The organism is Glutamicibacter sp. NPDC127525, assembly GCF_042672105.1.
GTDB lineage: Bacteria > Actinomycetota > Actinomycetes > Actinomycetales > Micrococcaceae > Glutamicibacter.
This window is the reverse complement of the sequence record NZ_JBHXVN010000002.1, coordinates 360,373-375,610: the sequence shown is the minus strand read 5'-3', so window position 1 is coordinate 375,610 and position 15,238 is coordinate 360,373. Positions and strand designations below refer to the sequence as shown.

At 62.6% G+C, this 15,238-nt stretch carries 17 protein-coding genes; 13 read left to right on the top strand and 4 right to left on the bottom strand.

All coding sequences use genetic code 11. The features are described from left to right. Positions 1-244: 244 nt before the first annotated feature. Complete coding sequence (locus tag ACFVHU_RS07505) at positions 245-1,339, top strand: hypothetical protein (protein ID WP_388023594.1); 1,095 nt, start codon at positions 245-247, stop codon at positions 1,337-1,339. Positions 1,340-1,376: 37 nt separating this feature from the next. On the opposite strand, the gene ACFVHU_RS07500 is transcribed toward ACFVHU_RS07505, so the two are convergent. Continuing rightward, a complete protein-coding gene (locus tag ACFVHU_RS07500; protein ID WP_105656076.1) occupies positions 1,377-2,297 on the bottom strand; it encodes an SDR family oxidoreductase in 921 nt (306 codons plus the stop codon). A gap of 312 nt (positions 2,298-2,609) precedes the next feature. Between ACFVHU_RS07500 and ACFVHU_RS07495 the strand changes: the two genes are divergently transcribed. The 3 genes from ACFVHU_RS07495 to ACFVHU_RS07485 are packed head-to-tail and all read left to right on the top strand — an operon-like array spanning position 2,610 to position 3,326. Further along, a complete protein-coding gene (locus tag ACFVHU_RS07495) occupies positions 2,610-2,870 on the top strand; it encodes a Rho termination factor N-terminal domain-containing protein (RefSeq protein ID WP_105656077.1) in 261 nt (86 codons plus the stop codon). Between the two features lie 24 nt (positions 2,871-2,894). Beyond that, positions 2,895-3,050: a hypothetical protein gene (locus ACFVHU_RS07490; RefSeq protein WP_166650857.1), complete on the top strand. Its 156-nt coding sequence runs from the start codon at positions 2,895-2,897 to the stop codon at positions 3,048-3,050. 27 nt (positions 3,051-3,077) lie between these two features. Then, positions 3,078-3,326, top strand: a complete 249-nt coding sequence (locus tag ACFVHU_RS07485; protein WP_105656078.1) for a hypothetical protein — start codon at positions 3,078-3,080, stop codon at positions 3,324-3,326. 105 nt (positions 3,327-3,431) lie between these two features. Here the strand turns inward: ACFVHU_RS07485 and ACFVHU_RS07480 are convergent, their stop codons facing one another. Then, the gene (locus ACFVHU_RS07480; RefSeq protein ID WP_105656079.1) at positions 3,432-3,848 is read right to left on the bottom strand and encodes a CBS domain-containing protein; all 417 of its coding nucleotides are present in this window, start codon (positions 3,846-3,848) and stop codon (positions 3,432-3,434) included. 193 nt (positions 3,849-4,041) lie between these two features. Between ACFVHU_RS07480 and ACFVHU_RS07475 the strand changes: the two genes are divergently transcribed. From ACFVHU_RS07475 to ACFVHU_RS07465, 3 genes are all read left to right on the top strand, one after another. Then, positions 4,042-4,296 carry a hypothetical protein gene (locus tag ACFVHU_RS07475; RefSeq protein ID WP_146112202.1) on the top strand — a complete coding sequence of 85 codons (255 nt, stop codon included), beginning with the start codon at positions 4,042-4,044 and terminating at the stop codon, positions 4,294-4,296. 245 nt (positions 4,297-4,541) lie between these two features. Further along, positions 4,542-5,138 carry a cysteine hydrolase family protein gene (locus ACFVHU_RS07470; protein ID WP_388023587.1) on the top strand — a complete coding sequence of 199 codons (597 nt, stop codon included), beginning with the start codon at positions 4,542-4,544 and terminating at the stop codon, positions 5,136-5,138. Beyond that, entirely contained in the window at positions 5,129-5,467 is a 339-nt protein-coding gene (locus ACFVHU_RS07465) for a hypothetical protein (protein ID WP_388023584.1), read from the top strand. Before ACFVHU_RS07470 ends, ACFVHU_RS07465 begins: the two co-directional genes overlap by 10 nt. A gap of 74 nt (positions 5,468-5,541) precedes the next feature. On the opposite strand, the gene ACFVHU_RS07460 is transcribed toward ACFVHU_RS07465, so the two are convergent. Continuing rightward, positions 5,542-5,997: a DUF421 domain-containing protein gene (locus tag ACFVHU_RS07460; protein WP_133834812.1), complete on the bottom strand. Its 456-nt coding sequence runs from the start codon at positions 5,995-5,997 to the stop codon at positions 5,542-5,544. Next, a complete protein-coding gene (locus ACFVHU_RS07455) occupies positions 5,997-6,533 on the bottom strand; it encodes a hypothetical protein (RefSeq protein WP_388023581.1) in 537 nt (178 codons plus the stop codon). Before ACFVHU_RS07455 ends, ACFVHU_RS07460 begins: the two co-directional genes overlap by 1 nt. Before the next feature lie 190 nt (positions 6,534-6,723). Here ACFVHU_RS07455 and ACFVHU_RS07450 point away from each other — a divergent pair, with 190 nt between their 5' ends. The 6 genes from ACFVHU_RS07450 to ACFVHU_RS07425 all read left to right on the top strand — a co-directional run bounded on the left by ACFVHU_RS07450 (position 6,724) and on the right by ACFVHU_RS07425 (position 15,174). After that, a complete protein-coding gene (locus ACFVHU_RS07450; protein WP_388023578.1) occupies positions 6,724-7,374 on the top strand; it encodes a 4a-hydroxytetrahydrobiopterin dehydratase in 651 nt (216 codons plus the stop codon). Between the two features lie 142 nt (positions 7,375-7,516). Further along, a complete protein-coding gene (locus tag ACFVHU_RS07445) occupies positions 7,517-8,767 on the top strand; it encodes a M20 family metallopeptidase (RefSeq protein ID WP_388023575.1) in 1,251 nt (416 codons plus the stop codon). 256 nt (positions 8,768-9,023) lie between these two features. Then, entirely contained in the window at positions 9,024-10,757 is a 1,734-nt protein-coding gene (locus ACFVHU_RS07440; protein ID WP_105656088.1) for an ABC transporter ATP-binding protein, read from the top strand. Then, positions 10,758-12,842 (top strand): ABC transporter ATP-binding protein, encoded by a 2,085-nt coding sequence (locus tag ACFVHU_RS07435; protein ID WP_105656089.1) that lies wholly within the window; start codon positions 10,758-10,760, stop codon positions 12,840-12,842. 149 nt (positions 12,843-12,991) lie between these two features. Continuing rightward, positions 12,992-13,915, top strand: coding sequence for a LysR family transcriptional regulator (locus ACFVHU_RS07430; protein ID WP_388023571.1), 924 nt, complete (start codon positions 12,992-12,994; stop codon positions 13,913-13,915). A 200-nt stretch (positions 13,916-14,115) separates the two neighbouring features. Beyond that, on the top strand, positions 14,116-15,174 hold the full coding sequence (locus ACFVHU_RS07425) for an FUSC family protein (RefSeq protein WP_388023568.1): 1,059 nt from the start codon (positions 14,116-14,118) through the stop codon (positions 15,172-15,174). The last annotated feature ends 64 nt before the right edge of the window (positions 15,175-15,238 follow it).

Genomic DNA, 15,238 nt, shown 5'->3' with positions numbered 1-15,238 from the left:
GATGGTCCTTTCTTCATCAGATGGGCGATGGCACCGACCATTCCACACCGGGCAGCAGGCAACAAGGCAAGTTTGATGGGCATTGCCTGTGAGTCGGGGATCCCCGGAATTCCGGGGATCCAGCGTGCACTGCCGGTGCCGGTTCCTGCAAGGTTGCTGAACGGCACTGCAGGCCCGGGCACGACTTCCTAGTGTGTGCTGTGGGAGCGGGCCAAACTGCTGCCCTGAGAGCTGCGAGGTGCTGATGAGCGTGCAAGAGCCCGAGAAGCGCACGGTGGGATTAATTGCCGACCCTGGCATAGCCGATGCGATGGCCAATCGGATCGCTGCCCGGCTGGAAGGGGTCATGGAGAAGCTGCAGGAGCACGAGCAGCAATGGGACGTGCAGGTAGCTCCCTTCTCCCTCCCTTTGGGGGAGAGCGGACGGGTCGCGCTGAACGACAAGGTGCCCAGGCTGCGGGAAAAGCATGGCTGGGACTTCATCATCTACCTCACCGATGCCCCGCACTATGTGCAGAACCGACCCGTGCGTTCGGTGATTTCCGTCGAGGATGCCTCGGCCGTGCTTTCCATGCCCAGCCTCGGGATGGCCCGACCGCGCACCGTGGCACGGGAACTGGCCGAACTGGTCAGGGAATTGGCTACCGGCAAGCAGCCGGCTCCGCCTCCGACCCCGCTGGGACGGGTGATGAGCGTGCACGCCAGCCGGCAGGACGGGCAAAACGAGCAGAACCGCATCTCGAGCATCGAGGGTGTGCGCGGGCGGCTGCTGCTGATTGCCGGGATGGTGCGCAGCAACCAGCCGTGGAAACTGGTGCCGCGGCTTTCCTCCGCGATGGCAGGTGCGGCGGCCACTGGTGCTTTCGGCGTGTTCTACACGAGCATCTGGTCCATGGCCGACTACCTGCCTGCCGGGCGGCTTTCGCTGATCACGGTCTCAAGCATCCTGATCCTCACGCTCTGGCTGCTGCTGCACAACCGGTTGTGGGAGAGGCCCAAGGGCAACCGCCGCCGCGAGCGGATGGTCGTCTACAACGCGGCCACCGTGCTGACGGTCGGGTTTGCCGCGACAGTCATGTACCTGCTCCTGTTCCTCGCCCTGCTGGCAGGCTCGCTGATTGTCATTGACCAGGAATATCTCGCCTACCAGCTGCGCCACGATGTCACGCTGGCCGAATACATCAACCTTGCCTGGCTGGCATCCTCGCTGGGAACCATGGGCGGAGCCATCGGCTCCAGCTTTGACGAGGTCAAGGAAGTCCAGCGCGCCACCTTCAGCCAGCGCGAATACGAGCGGAGGAATATGGAATTCACCATCAGCAAGGATGACGTGGAATGATCCCCGGGCCCTGTTTCCCGGGGACCAGTTCACCGTCCTACGGCTGGTTCTTGCCGCCGTTCACGTGCACCGTGGAACCGACCACGTAGGAAGCCTCATCGCTGGCCAGGAACACATAGGCCGGGGCCACTTCCACCGGCTGGCCGGCCCGGCCAAGCCAGGTATCGTGGCCGAACTCAGGCAGCGCCTCGATCGGCTGGCCATCCGAAGGCTGCAATGGAGTCCAGATGGGGCCCGGAGCCACTGCATTGACCCTGATGCCCTTCTTCGCTGCCTGGGACGCCAGCGACTTGGTGAAGTTGCTGATCGCGCCCTTGGTGGCGGCATAGTCCATCAGGTGGTCCGACGGATCGAAGGCCTGGATGGAGGTGGTGTTGATGATGGAGCCGCCTTCGGGAAGCACCTGCAGGGCTGCGCGGCTCAAGGCGAACATCGCGAAAATGTTCACATCGAAGGTGGCTTCGACCTGCTCGTCGCTCAGCTCTTCCAAGGACTCGACGCTGATCTGCTTGCCGGCGTTGTTCACCAGGATATCCAAGCCATCCAGGGCGGTCACCGCCTCGTCGATCAATGAATCGCGGTAATTGCGGTCCCGCAGGTCCCCGGGCAGCAAGTGGACTTCGACTCCCGCATCTTCCAGGACCCCGGCGATGGCATCGGCATCAGGCTGTTCGGCGGGCAGATAGGCCAAGGCGACCTTGGCTCCCTCGCGGGCAAAGGCGATAGCCACCGCCGCGCCAATGCCGGAGTCGCCGCCGGTGACCAGGGCGCGTTTTCCGGCCAGCCGGTCCCGGCCCTTATAGCTGCGCTCGCCATGATCCGCCTTGGGCTTCAGGTCCCGGTCCAGGCCGGGTTCCTCCTGGCGCTGTTCGGGCGGGCTGATCTTTTCCTTGCCGGCGCGGTCTTCGCTTCCGGTACCGAGCGGCTCAGCGCGGTCCTGGGGATTCTTCTCGGGCATGGGATCTCCTCCTGCTGTTGCGGCAGGACGCCGGCGCGGTGCGCTCAGCGGCGTCCGGGTTCACATCCAGTGTGCTCCGGGCCTTCCGCTGCGCGAGGATCACCTCCACCTTCGGCGGCAACAGCCAGACTTTTTTCTGCGAAGATCCAGTTTCGCACCCCGCTGCATGAATTGTGCTACCGCTGAAGTCTGGGATTCAGCGCAAAGTCCGGCAGGGGCACTGTCCCCTGATCAGTGAAGTGGCTAGCGTGGAACGCACAGTGCTGGCACTGCAAAAGGGCCGGCTGGCGAAGCGTGAGAGGGAGGAAACCCATGGCAGGCAAGAGCCGGATCAAGGATGAAGAACTCTACGAGGAGCTGCGCGAGGAGGGGAACTCCAAGCAGAAGTCGGCGCGCATCGCCAACGCCGCCGCCCGCGATGGCCGGTCAGCAGTGGGCAAGCGCGGAGGCAAGGCCGGGGACTACGAGGACTGGACGGTCCGGGAGCTGCAGGACCGGGCCAAGGAAATCGGCATTGATGGCCGTTCTAAAATGCGCAAGGCCGAACTCATCGAAGCCCTGCGCAATTCATAGCAGACCGCCACGGAAGGAGACACAATGAGTGAACGCGAGAAGCCCGAGAATCCGGCTCGCACCACGCAACCGGATGACGATGCCCAGCCAGGCGACGAGCGCGTGGTTCGCCGGGGCAGCATCAACGAGAACACCGAAGATGAATCCGAGGAAAGGGAAGAACGCTATGACGCAGGTTGAACTTTCCTGCCAGCGAAAGGAGAAGCCATGACTGGCAAAGCAGCGGACAGCCCCCGCAAACATCGCGCTGGCCTGTGGCTGGCGATTGTCGGCGGGCTCGTGGCCGTAGGATTCGCCATCTATGCGCTGCTCGCAGCGCCTGACAGCACCTCAGGGCCGCTATGGATCGTGGCCGGCTGGGGCGCATTGGTCTTCATCTACGGCCTGTACCGCGTGATCCGGGGACCGAGCTCCTTGGACGATCCGCGGGGAGGCACAGACGCCAACGGACGGTGACGGCGTTCCCGCCAGGAGAATCGCAGGAGAACAAGGGCAGAGCTTCCGGGAAAACCATGGTTTTCCCGGAAGCTCTCCGTTGTGGTCCGGCTGGGCTGGGAGATCCTAGTCCTGGGAAATCCCTTCGACCAGGTTGCCGGTGCTCTGCTCGTCGTAGTAGCGGGCGACGTCTGCTTGGGCGAGCATGCCGACTAGCGAATGCCCGTCGATGACCGGAAGCCTGCGCACCTGGTGTTCCTGCATGGTGCGGATGGCTTCTTCGACCGAGTCGTCTGCTCCGATGGTGACCGGCTTGCCCTGGGCGTAATCGGCCACCTTGGTGCTGGAAGTCACGACGCCGTCGGCAACGCAGTTGATGACAATGTCGCGGTCGGTGATCGTGCCGGCCAGGCGGTTGTCCTTGCCGCAGATCGGCAGCATGCCGACCCCGAGGTCCTTCATCATCTGGGCGGCCACTTGAATCGAGTCCTGCTCCTTGACGCATTTGGCAGGCGAGGTCATTAGTTCCTTGGCTGCAACCATGATCGTGCTCCTTTCGCGTATTTTTGTGGGACACCCTCCACGCTCCAGCACAGCAAGCACGTCTTCAACCATTGCCAGCGAGCTTGCAGATGCGCCCCCTCGACTCTGGCAACAGCCGATTAATCATGTACTTGTGCAGCCGATAGCTGGTAGTTGGTAGAGCACCGGGAAACGCAACGTGAGGAGAATGACCATGGGATTCATCGACAAAGCCAAAGATGCCATTTCGCATGCTGCCGACAGATTCAAGGATCCCGACAAGGACCTGGTTGAGAATCTCTGGCCGCTGGGGCAACCCGACGACGAGCACCTGCCAGCCGATTCCGGGGAACCGGCAGAAGAGGGCTTGGAGCAGCCCGGCAATCACCTGCCTCCTGTCCAAGGAGCCGACCCGGACCTCGACGATTCCCCGGAAGACCAGTATTCCGAAGGCGACGGGGACCGCTAGCTGTCCCACGGCCAAACCGAGTTCAGGAGGCAAACCATGCAGACCTGCGATATCTGCGGCAATGCGAGCGAAACGGTGTTCACGCTCACCCGGAACGGGCGCACGGGCCGCTTCGACAGTTTCGAATGCGCCATCCACGCCATGGCCGAAAGGTGCGCGCACTGCGGTTGCGCCATTCTGGGCCACGCTGTCCACGACGTCCAGAAGGCGTACTGCTGCCAGCACTGCGCCGAACACGCTGAGCCATGAGCGCGACAAGCGACTTCAGCCACCCTGCGCTGCTGCTCATTGACCTGCAAGAAGGATTCTTCGAGGATCCGGTTCTGGCACTGGCCCGCCAGGATCTGGCAGCCCGCTGCAACCAGCTGGCCGTGGCGGCGAGAGCGTCCGGATACCCGGTGATCAGCGTGCGCACCGTGCACAAGGAAGATAAATCCACATGGACGCTGAAGATGCTCGAAGACGACCAGGGCTACCTGTTCGAAGGAACGGGGCAGGCCGCGTATCTGGCGGAGTTGGAACTGGACGGGGCCATCGAGGTGGTCAAGCGCAGGGACAGCGCTTTCTGGAATACGGCGCTCAAGGACCTGCTGCTGCAGCACCGCGCCAGTTCGCTGGTGATCGCCGGGGTCTCCTCCGAGACGTGCATCTCCGCCACAGCGGCCGATGCCTTCGCTGCGAACTTGCCGGTGGCGGTGGCCACCGACGCCACAGCATCGGCCGACCCGGATTTCGAAGGGACTACCTTGGAATTCATGCGCAAACAGCATCGGCAGAAGCTGAAGACCACCTCGGAAATCATTACCGATTGGAAACACGAGAAGGAGCTGGAATGTCACTGAATAATTCTGAATTCGACGACGTGCGCAAGGACTCGGACACGGACGAGCCGTTGGATGGGCGCGATAGCCAGCCGGCGGCTGGCTCATCGGATGCACCCCAGGCCCAGGACGCCGAGGATCCATTGCGCGGAGCAGACCGGGTGCTGGAGGAAAACGACGGCGATCCCTTGGCGCTCAATCCCGAAACGCTGCTACCCGAACCGATTGACGGGCAGCGTCCGGTCGACGATACGCTGCTGGACTACCCCGCCCAGGATGACGAGCAAGGCCTGGACGCCGAGCGAACCGCCAACCTGCCGGACCAGCGCGAAACACCCGATCAGCAGTAGCGCGCCGGCGGGCTGAGAACCGCATAAGGGGCATCCCGTGCAGGGATGCCCCTTCTTCCAATTGCATTAAATGGTCACGGACGGGATTCGGCTTCCTGGGTGAAGAAGGAAATCTTGCCGCTGGCTTCCAGGATCGCCAGCCGGATGCTGCTGTAGTTCTCGATGCCTGCTTGGCGGGCGAGCATGCTCAATTCGTCCAGCCCAATGCGCTCGTTGTGCAGGGCCTTGCGGTCCAGGACCCCGTCGCGGATCAGCACAATCGGGCGGCCCTGCATCAGCTTGCCCAGCTTGGGCCAGCGCATGTTGGCGAAGTTCAGTGCAGCGGCCAGGACCACCATGGTGAATACTGCCAGCAAGCTGCCGGTGAGCGAACGGTCCTCCATGGTGATCCCTTGCTGCACCAGGTCGCCCAGGACGACGAACAGCACCAGCTCGAAGGAACTGAGCTCGCCCAGGGTCGATCTGCCGGCGGCGCGCGTAACCAGCCACAGGATGATGAAGGCGGTGGCTGCGCGGATGACTATTTCCATCAGGGGATCCTCCAAGTTCTGATCTTCATGTCCGTGCTTTCGCCGTTGACCGTAATTCCGAGCACGCCCTTGGCGCTCGGCGACCATTCGTCCGAAGCCCGGCCCGTGAGGGTGGCCACCATCTGCCGCGACCCCGGTGCCGGGGCGACCTCGAATTCAATGGTTCCATCAGCTCGGCTCGACTCGGACTCGGGTTCGGGAAAGGCCGAGAAGTCCTCGAAGAGCATGAGATAGTCCTCGCTCAGGTCCAGCGTGATGGTCTCGGGCAAGGGGTTGGCAGAGGTGATCTCAACCCTCAGCTGGATTTCATTGCCGGCACGGACCACCGCGGGATACTGCAGTTGGACCGCGAAGCCGGCGGCCTGTTGTTCCATGCTCTTCTTCTGGTCGAATGCGCCGAGCAGAGCCGCCAGCACGAAGGCTGCAATCACGAGCAGAGTGGCGAGGCTCAGCAGCCGGCGTCTGCGATTGCTGTCCTCCGAGGTGATGTCATCCAGCGTCGAGTCGTCGATCTTGGCCTGGAAGATGTTCAGCATGGCATTCTGCCCTCCTTGCGCTATTCCTATCGAGGCTAAGCCGATTCGCCCGCGCCAGGACCAGCCGAGTTCCGGTTCACAGGCGGCATCCAGTTCGCAGCGGCTGGCGCTGGCGCCAACCTGTGCATTGCGGCCGACCGCTTGAGCCGGCCCGGAAGTGGTGCCACAGTTGCACCAAAAGGAGGAGAACATGACCGTAAACGACCGCATTGAAAGCACCGAATTGGCCTCCCGGCTGGAGACTCTGCCGCAGTGGCGCAAGCTGGCCGGCAAGCTCTGCACCGTGTATGAGGCCAAGAGCTCGGCAGAGGCCATCGAATTGTTCAGCGACATCGCTGGCGCAGCGCAGATGGCCAACCACCATCCGGATGTGGACTGGCGCTACAACCTCTTGTTCGTTTCGACAGTGTCCCACGATGCCGGTGGCGACATCACCGAAAGGGACCTCGCGCTGGCCTCGGAAATCTCGCAGCGGGCCGCCGCCTTGCATGCCAAAGCGCGACTGGATTTGATCAAGGTGGTGGAAATCGGCATCGACACCGACGACGCCCAAGCCATATCCGGACAGTGGGCCGCTGGCCTGGGCTACCGCGAGCAGCCCGACGGCAGCCTTGCCGATCCAGCGGGCAGGTTGCCGGGCATCTGGTTCCAGGAAACACCGGTCCCGAACCCAAACCGCCTGCATCTGGATGTGTGGGTCCCATTCTCCGAAAGCGAGCCGGTCCTCGAGGCGCTGGGCAGCGAAAGCGCCGGCCTCGATGCCCAGTATGCGCCGAGCTTCACCGTGGCCACGGACCGGCAGGGCAACAGGTTCTGCATCTGCACCGAACGGGACCGCTAGCGGCACCAGCGCTCGCCGGATCTGGCTCCCGTTGCAATCGGCCGGATTCTGGACTGTCCTGCCGGCCAGGGGATAGATTGAAAACGAATTAGCCAGCGGGACCCTGGGGCTCAGCGCAGCTGGGCGCGATGGAAGGAACCCGATGGGCACTGCACAGGAAATCACCGCCTCGATCTTGGAGCAGCTGCCCTGGCAGGAGGAGCTCTACAAGCATTTCCACCGGCACCCGGAACTGGGCCTGGCCGAGCACGAGACCTCGGCGCGAATCTGCGAGGAACTTGAGGATCTGGGCTATGAAACCTGCCTGATCGGCGGTACCGGAATCGTCGGAATCCTGCGCAATGGCGAGGGGCCTGTGGCACTGGCCCGGGCCGACATGGATGCCCTGCCGGTCGCCGAGGACACCGGGCTGGAATATTCCTCCACGGTCCCCGGTGCCATGCACGCCTGCGGCCATGACATGCACATGGCCACCCTGCTGGGCGCGGCCAAGTTCCTGGCCGGGAACCGCGAGCGCTGGTCCGGCACCTATCTGGCGTTGTTCCAGCCAGCCGAGGAGACCGCCGCAGGGGCCAAGGCCATGGTGGCCGATGGGCTGGTGGAGAGGATACCGAAGCCCGATGTGGCGCTGGCTCAGCACGTGATGCCCGTCGAAGCGGGGAGGATCGGCACCACCGCGGGACCGATCCTTTCCGCCGGCGACAGCCTGCGCATCACCGTCTACGGGCGCGGTGCGCACGGCTCGATGCCGCATAATTCGGTGGACCCGGTAGTCCTGGCCTCGTCCATCGTGCTCAAGCTGCAGACCATTGTTTCGCGTGAAACCCGGCCCGGGCAGTTCGCAGTATTGACCGTCGGCGCGTTGAATGCCGGTAGCGCCGCGAACATCATCCCGGACCGGGCCCAGCTGCTGCTGAACATTCGCACCTATGATCTCCAGCTGCGCCAGCACGTCATCGACTCCATCGAACGCATCGTGCGCGGCGAATGCGCCGCGGCCGGCTCGCCCAAGGAACCGGACTTCGAGTTCTACGACCAGTTCCCGCTGACCAGCAATGACGCGGTGGCCAACGACCGGATCACCAAGGCTTTCGAAGCCCACTTCGACCAGGGCCAGGTCTACCAGGCCGAACCGGCCACCGCCTCGGAGGACTTCAGCGTCATTCCCGATGCCTTCGGGATCCCGTACGTCTACTGGACGGTGGGCTGCGCGGATCCGGACGCCTACCGGGCGGCGGTCGCCGAGGGCACCGTTGCCTCGAAGATCCCGGCGAACCACTCGCCATTCTTCGCCCCAGTGATCCATCCGACCCTGGAAACCGGAACCCGCGCCCAGGTGGTGGCCGCCTTGGCCTATCTGGGCCACGGGGCACAGGACTCGGCAGAACGGTGATGTCCGCCGCAAGAGGAGCTGGTGGCAAGTAACCGGCACCTGTCCTGCCGGTAAATACACGGTTTATGATTAACGCCACCATGCCCGGGATCCTGCGGGAATACGGGTACTTTCCAGTGATTGATAAAAATCAATCGCAAGGATGATTCAAAGTGTCCAAGGCGAGCGCTAGACTGGCAATCGCTCTTCAATCACGCTGCCCTTAATCCGAAGGTCCAGCATGCCGGAGAGCTTGATGCCAGCGAGGATTTCCCACATGCTTCTCAAGCTCATCTTGAAACACTCCAAGCCGTACACGGGGTGGATCATTGCCGTAGTCATTTTGCAGCTGGCCACCACCGTGGCCACTCTTTATCTCCCTAGCCTGAACGCCAGGATCATCGACGTCGGCGTGGTCGAAGCCGATATCGACTACATCTGGCGCACCGGCGGACTGATGCTGGTGGTGGCCCTCATCCAGGTAGCCACCGCGGTGGCCGCCGTCTACTTCGGGGCCAAGACCTCCATGAGCGTAGGCCGCGACATCCGCCAGTCGGTCTTCGAGAAGGTCTCGACCTTCTCGGCACAGGACGTCAACAAATTCGGCGCCGCCACCTTGATCACCCGCGGCACCAACGACGTGCAGCAGATCCAAATGCTCACCTTGATGGCGTTGAACTTCATGATTACCGCGCCGATCATGTCCATCGGCGGCGTGATCATGGCGATCCGCGAAGATCCCGGACTGTCCTGGCTCGTTTGGGTTTCGGTACCGCTGGTGCTCATAGTAGTGGGCCTGCTGGTCATCAAGCTCATGCCGCTGTTCCGCGATATGCAGACCCGCATCGACGGGATCAACGGCGTGCTGCGCGAGCAGATCACCGGCATCCGCGTGGTGCGCGCCTTCGTGCGCGAAGAGCATGAGACGCAGCGCTATGCCGATGCCAACCAGAAACTGACCGACCTCGGTGTCAAGGTCGGCAACCTGTTCGTGCTGATGTTCCCGGCGATCACCATGATCCTGCACCTGTCCACCGCCGCCGTGCTGTGGTTCGGCGGGCACCGGGTGGATAACAACCAGGTGGAGGTCGGCGCGCTGACCGCCTTCCTGCAGTACCTGCTGCAGATCCTGATGGCGGTCATGATGGGTACCTTCATGGCCATGATGATTCCCCGTGCCATGGTCTCGGCCGACCGCATCTCCGAGGTGCTCGACAGCGAGCCGAGCATGCTCGATGCCGCCGAACGGCAAATCGCGCTGCCCACCCCGGGCACCGTGGAATTCAAGAACGTCAGCTTCGGATACCCCGGCGCCGAGGCGCCGGTGCTCAACGATATCTCCTTCACCGCCAAGCCGGGGCAGACCACTGCCATCATCGGCTCCACCGGTGCCGGCAAGACCACTTTGCTGAACCTGATCCCGCGGCTCTACGACGCCACCGAAGGCGAAATCCTGATCGGCGGGGTGCCGCTGAGGGAACTGGGACGCGACACCATTTCGCGGAACATCTCCGCGGTGCCGCAGCGCCCCTACCTGTTCTCCGGGACCATCGCCAGCAACCTGCGCTTCGGCGCCCAGGACGCTACCGAAGATGATCTGTGGGATGCGCTGAGGGTGGCCCAGGCCGACGGCTTCGTAGCCGAACGCGAAGGCCAGCTGGATTCGAAGATCTCCCAGGGCGGCACCAACGTGTCCGGCGGCCAGCGCCAGCGCCTGTGCATTGCCCGGGCCCTGGCCGCGAAGCCGAGCACCTACCTGTTCGATGATTCCTTCTCGGCCCTGGATGTGAACACCGATGCCAGGCTGCGTGCGGCCCTGGCTGAACCGACCAAGGACGCCGCGGTGATCATCGTGGCCCAGCGCGTATCGACCATTACCGGTGCGGACCAGATCCTGGTCCTGGACCATGGCGAAATCGTGGCCCGGGGAACCCACGAGCAACTGCTCGAAACCTCGGAAACCTATCAGGAAATCGTGGCATCCCAGCTGAGTGTGGAGGAGGTGGCCTAAATGGCGAAGAAGCAGAAGAATATCGATCCGGAGCAGCTCGAAAGCGAGCTTGCGGACGTCAATGAATTCGATGCCGCGGCGGGAGCCGACGACTGGAGCGGCGGCGCCCCGGTGCGCAAGGCCGAGCATTTCTGGCCATCGGCCAAGCGCCTGGTCGGGCTGATGTCCCCGTACAAGCTGGGCATGGTCCTGGTGTTCGCGCTGATCACCGTGTACGTGGTGCTCTCGGTGATCGCACCGCGGATCCTGGGCAAGGCCATGGACGTGATCTTCGCCGGGCTGATCGGCAAGAACATCCCGGCCGGCACGCCCGCGGAGCTGGTGATCCAGCAGCTGCGCGACTCGGGGCAGGGAACCCAGGCCGACATGCTCTCCAAGGTGGACTTCGTCCCCGGGCAGGGCATCGACTTCACCCAGCTTTCGCAGTACATCCTGATCGTGCTCTCCATGTACTTCGTCGCTTCGCTCTTCTCGTGGGCCTCGGGCTGGCTGCTGAACAAGCTGGTCATGCGCGTGGTCTACAACCTGCGCAAGGACGTCGAGGACAAGATCAACAAGCTGCCGCTGAACTACTTCGACACGCGCCAGCGGGGCGATCTGCTCTCGCGCGTGACCAACGACGTGGACAACATCCAGAATGCGCTGCAGCAGGCGCTGAGCCAGCTGGTCTCCTCGGCCATGACCGTTATCGGCATCGTGATCATGATGTTCGTGGTCTCCTGGCAGATGGCGCTGATCGCGCTGGTGGCCCTGCCGCTGTCGGCAGCTGCCGCGGGCATTATCGGCACCCGGGCGCAGAAGCTATTCACCGCGCAGTGGAAGAACACCGGGGCGCTGAACGGGCAGATCGAGGAATCCTTCTCCGGCCACGAGCTGATGAAGGTCTTCGGCCGCGAAGCGGACATGGTGGACCGCTTCACCGCGCGCAACGAGGAACTGTACAAGGCCAGCTTCGGCGCCCAGTTCGTCTCGGGCATGATCATGCCGGTGATGAACTTCGTGTCCTACCTGGCCTACGTGGGCATCGCCGTGGTGGGCGGGCTGCGCGTGGCTTCGGGCACGATGAGCCTGGGCGACGCGACCGCGTTCATCCAGTACAGCCGCGAGTTCACCCAGCCGCTGGGGCAGATTGCCGGCGTGGCGAACATGCTGCAGTCCGGCGTGGCTTCGGCTGAACGCACCTTCGAGCTGCTGGACGCCGAGGAACAGGAACCGGACGACGCGCAGGACAGCCTTCCTGCCCGCGCCGACGGGCATGTCTCCTTCAAGAATGTGTCCTTCTCCTACTCCCCGGACAAGCCGCTGATTGAGGACCTGTCCTTCGACGCGGATCCGGGGCACACGGTGGCGATTGTCGGCCCGACCGGCGCGGGCAAGACCACGCTGGTGAACCTGGTGATGCGCTTCTACGAGCTGAACTCCGGGAAGATCATGCTCGATAACCGCGATATCACCGACCTTTCCCGCGCTGACCTGCGCTCGAAGGTGGGCATGGTGCTGCAGGACGCATGGCTCTTTGGCGGAAGCATCATGGAGAACATCCGCTACGGCCGGCTGGATGCGACCGATGAGGAAGTGATCGCGGCCGCGAAGGCGACCTTCGTGGACCGTTTCGTGCGCGCGCTGCCCGATGGCTACGACACCATCATCGACGAGGAAGGCACCAACGTGTCGGCCGGCGAGAAGCAGCTGATCACCATTGCCCGCGCGTTCGTGGCCAACCCGTCGCTGCTGATCCTGGACGAGGCGACCAGCTCGGTGGATACCCGTACCGAATTGCTGGTGCAGCAGGCGATGGCCGCGCTGCGCAGCGACCGCACCAGCTTCGTGATTGCCCACCGGCTGTCCACGATCCGCGACGCGGACACCATCTTGGTGATGGAGTCCGGCCGGATCGTGGAGCAGGGCAACCACGAGCACCTGCTGGGGACCCAGGGCGCCTACTACCGGCTGTACCAGTCGCAGTTCGCCGGCCCGGCCGAGGACGTGGATGCGAATCCGGATACGGCTGCGGTGCCCGCGGTAGCGGCCGGAGCCACGGTGGCCAGTGACATGGCACCGGAAGCAAAGGAAGAAACCGAGTAGGACCTTGAGTCGCGAAGACCCCGGCATCTGGCAGATTTTCACTGCCGGTGACGGGGTCTTTTTGCATTGCCAGGCCTGCTTCTGATCGAACCGCTGCGGCACGCCCCCAGGCCATCGATAGCACTTGTTCCTGCAGGAAATGATGCAATATGAACATGATGCTTAGACAGTTGGAATATCTGGTGGCACTGGCCAATGAGGGACATTTTGCCCGGGCAGCTGAAGAATGCGCGGTCTCCCAGCCAGCATTATCAGAGGGCATTCGAAAACTCGAAAAGGAACTGGGCGCGCCATTGGTCCGCCGGGGCCATGCCTTCCAAGGACTGACCGTTGAAGGCGAGACGGTTCTCAAATGGGCTCGGAAAATCCTGAAAGACCATGCCTCGCTGAGACAGGAAATCTCCCATTACGAGAATGGCCTGAACGGAACACTTCGATTGGGAACGGTTCCTGCTGCCTCTTCAACTGTTGCAACCCTCACCGACAAGTTTGCCCGTGCGCATCCGCAAGTGGGCATCAACGTCCAGGCGAGTCTCCATTCGGCGGACATCGTCCGTCAGATCAGGAACTACGAGCTTGACGCGGGCCTTATCTACGCGGAGCCGCAGGACCTAGCTGGACTGCTGGTCTATCCGCTCTATGCCGAGGAACATGTGCTGCTCACTGCGCCGGGGATGCTCCCCGAGGGCGCAACGACGGCTTGGGCGACGGCGTTGGAGTTGCCCTTATGCCTCCTCGACTCATCTCTTCGAGGGCGCCAGGTCCTCGACCAGACGCTCAGCCGGCACGATCTGGTAGTCTCGCCGCGAATCGAATGCGACTCGATAGTCACGTTGCTCGCGCATGTGTCCACCGGGAACTGGGCCAGCATAGCTCCGCGCCAGTGGTTGCCACCCTTGGGAGCTCTGCCTGGTATTGAGCTTTACAGGCTGGATGATCCGCAAGTTACCTCGCAAATTTCTCTTGTAATGGAAGACAGCAGTCCATTAACCCTGATGTCGCAGGCGCTCGAAAAGATAATTTCTAGCACATTCCCTGCGGTCGATATGCATCTCAGCAGGAATCATAAGTAGCACTTACTGAATCATCGGATCTAATTATTGGATCTGATCAATGGTAATCCCTGAACCTAGAACCAGACCCCAAGTCGCTTAGGAATTGGGCCGTGCAACTGGGAGCGGAGAGAACAGTGGAACCTGACCATCTTGAGGCACCATGGGATCCGAGGGATGCAAGCAATCAGATAATTGCCAGGACGACTCGGGATTCCATGATGACGGCAGGCAGAGCAGCTCCGGTCTCCACAGCCATTGGTAAGTTCAAATTCACGCGCGGTTCGCTCGTGAATTGGCAGCTCTTCGCCATTTCGCACAGCCCAGAGATCCGCCCGGCCCTGCGCGTAGGCCTCGGATTGGGACTTCCGGGGATTGCACTGCTGCTGATTGGCAGAACGGACCTCCTTGCCTACGCTGTTTTCGGCTCCATTGTCGGGATGTACGGCCGAAATCCGCATCGCTCGCAGCGACTGAAGGACCAGGTGCTCGGAGCTGCACTGATGCTGTGTGCGGGAATTTGCGGGATCGCCATGGCCCCCTTGGGTATGCGCGGGTGGACGCTGATTGCCGGAGGAATGTTCTGGGCGGCCTTCAGCTCATTGATCGCTGATCGATATGGGCTCAAGCCCGGCGGTGCCTTCTTTCCGCTCTTTGCGTTTGGTGCGTTGGGAACTTTGTCGGTGGGGGAGCTTCCCGCCCTTGAAGGCCTGGCCGCGTTCGTCGCCACCGCTCTGTTCAGCATCCTGCTCGGCCAAGCCGCACGCTTCGGACGAGTGGAAGAGTGCGGCTCGGAAGGCCTCGCGATTCCATGGCCCCGCATCCTGCGCAGGGCATGCACCTACCTGATAGTTGTCTTCCTAGCTGGAGCTGTCGGGATTACTCTGCAGGTCGAGCATCTCCAATGGACCATGGCCGGGGCGGCCGTTCCGCTTGCCGTCGGCAATGCCCGGGGACGGTTGCGACGTGGGGCTCACCGCATCGGGGGAACCCTGGCCGGTATAGGCGTGTTGTTTGGGATCACGGCCCTGACTCCCGGCGAACAGATGATCGGCTGCTGCATCATCTTGCTGATGTTCCCAACCGAGGCCTATATGGTCCGGAACTACGGCCTTGCCCTCAGCTTTTTCACGCCGCTGATTATCCTGATGCTTCAGCTGGCTAATCCGAAGAGCGGATCCCAGATGGTGTGGGACTGCGCTATGGGAAATCTTCTCGGTGTCGTTGTCGGCATTGCGGCCGCTTCAATTTTCGAACGGCAGCCCCGAACCACGAGCTAGGAACGCCGCAACTGCGGCGCGGCAGATCAGAAGCATGAACCCAGAAGAAAAATAAGACGAATGA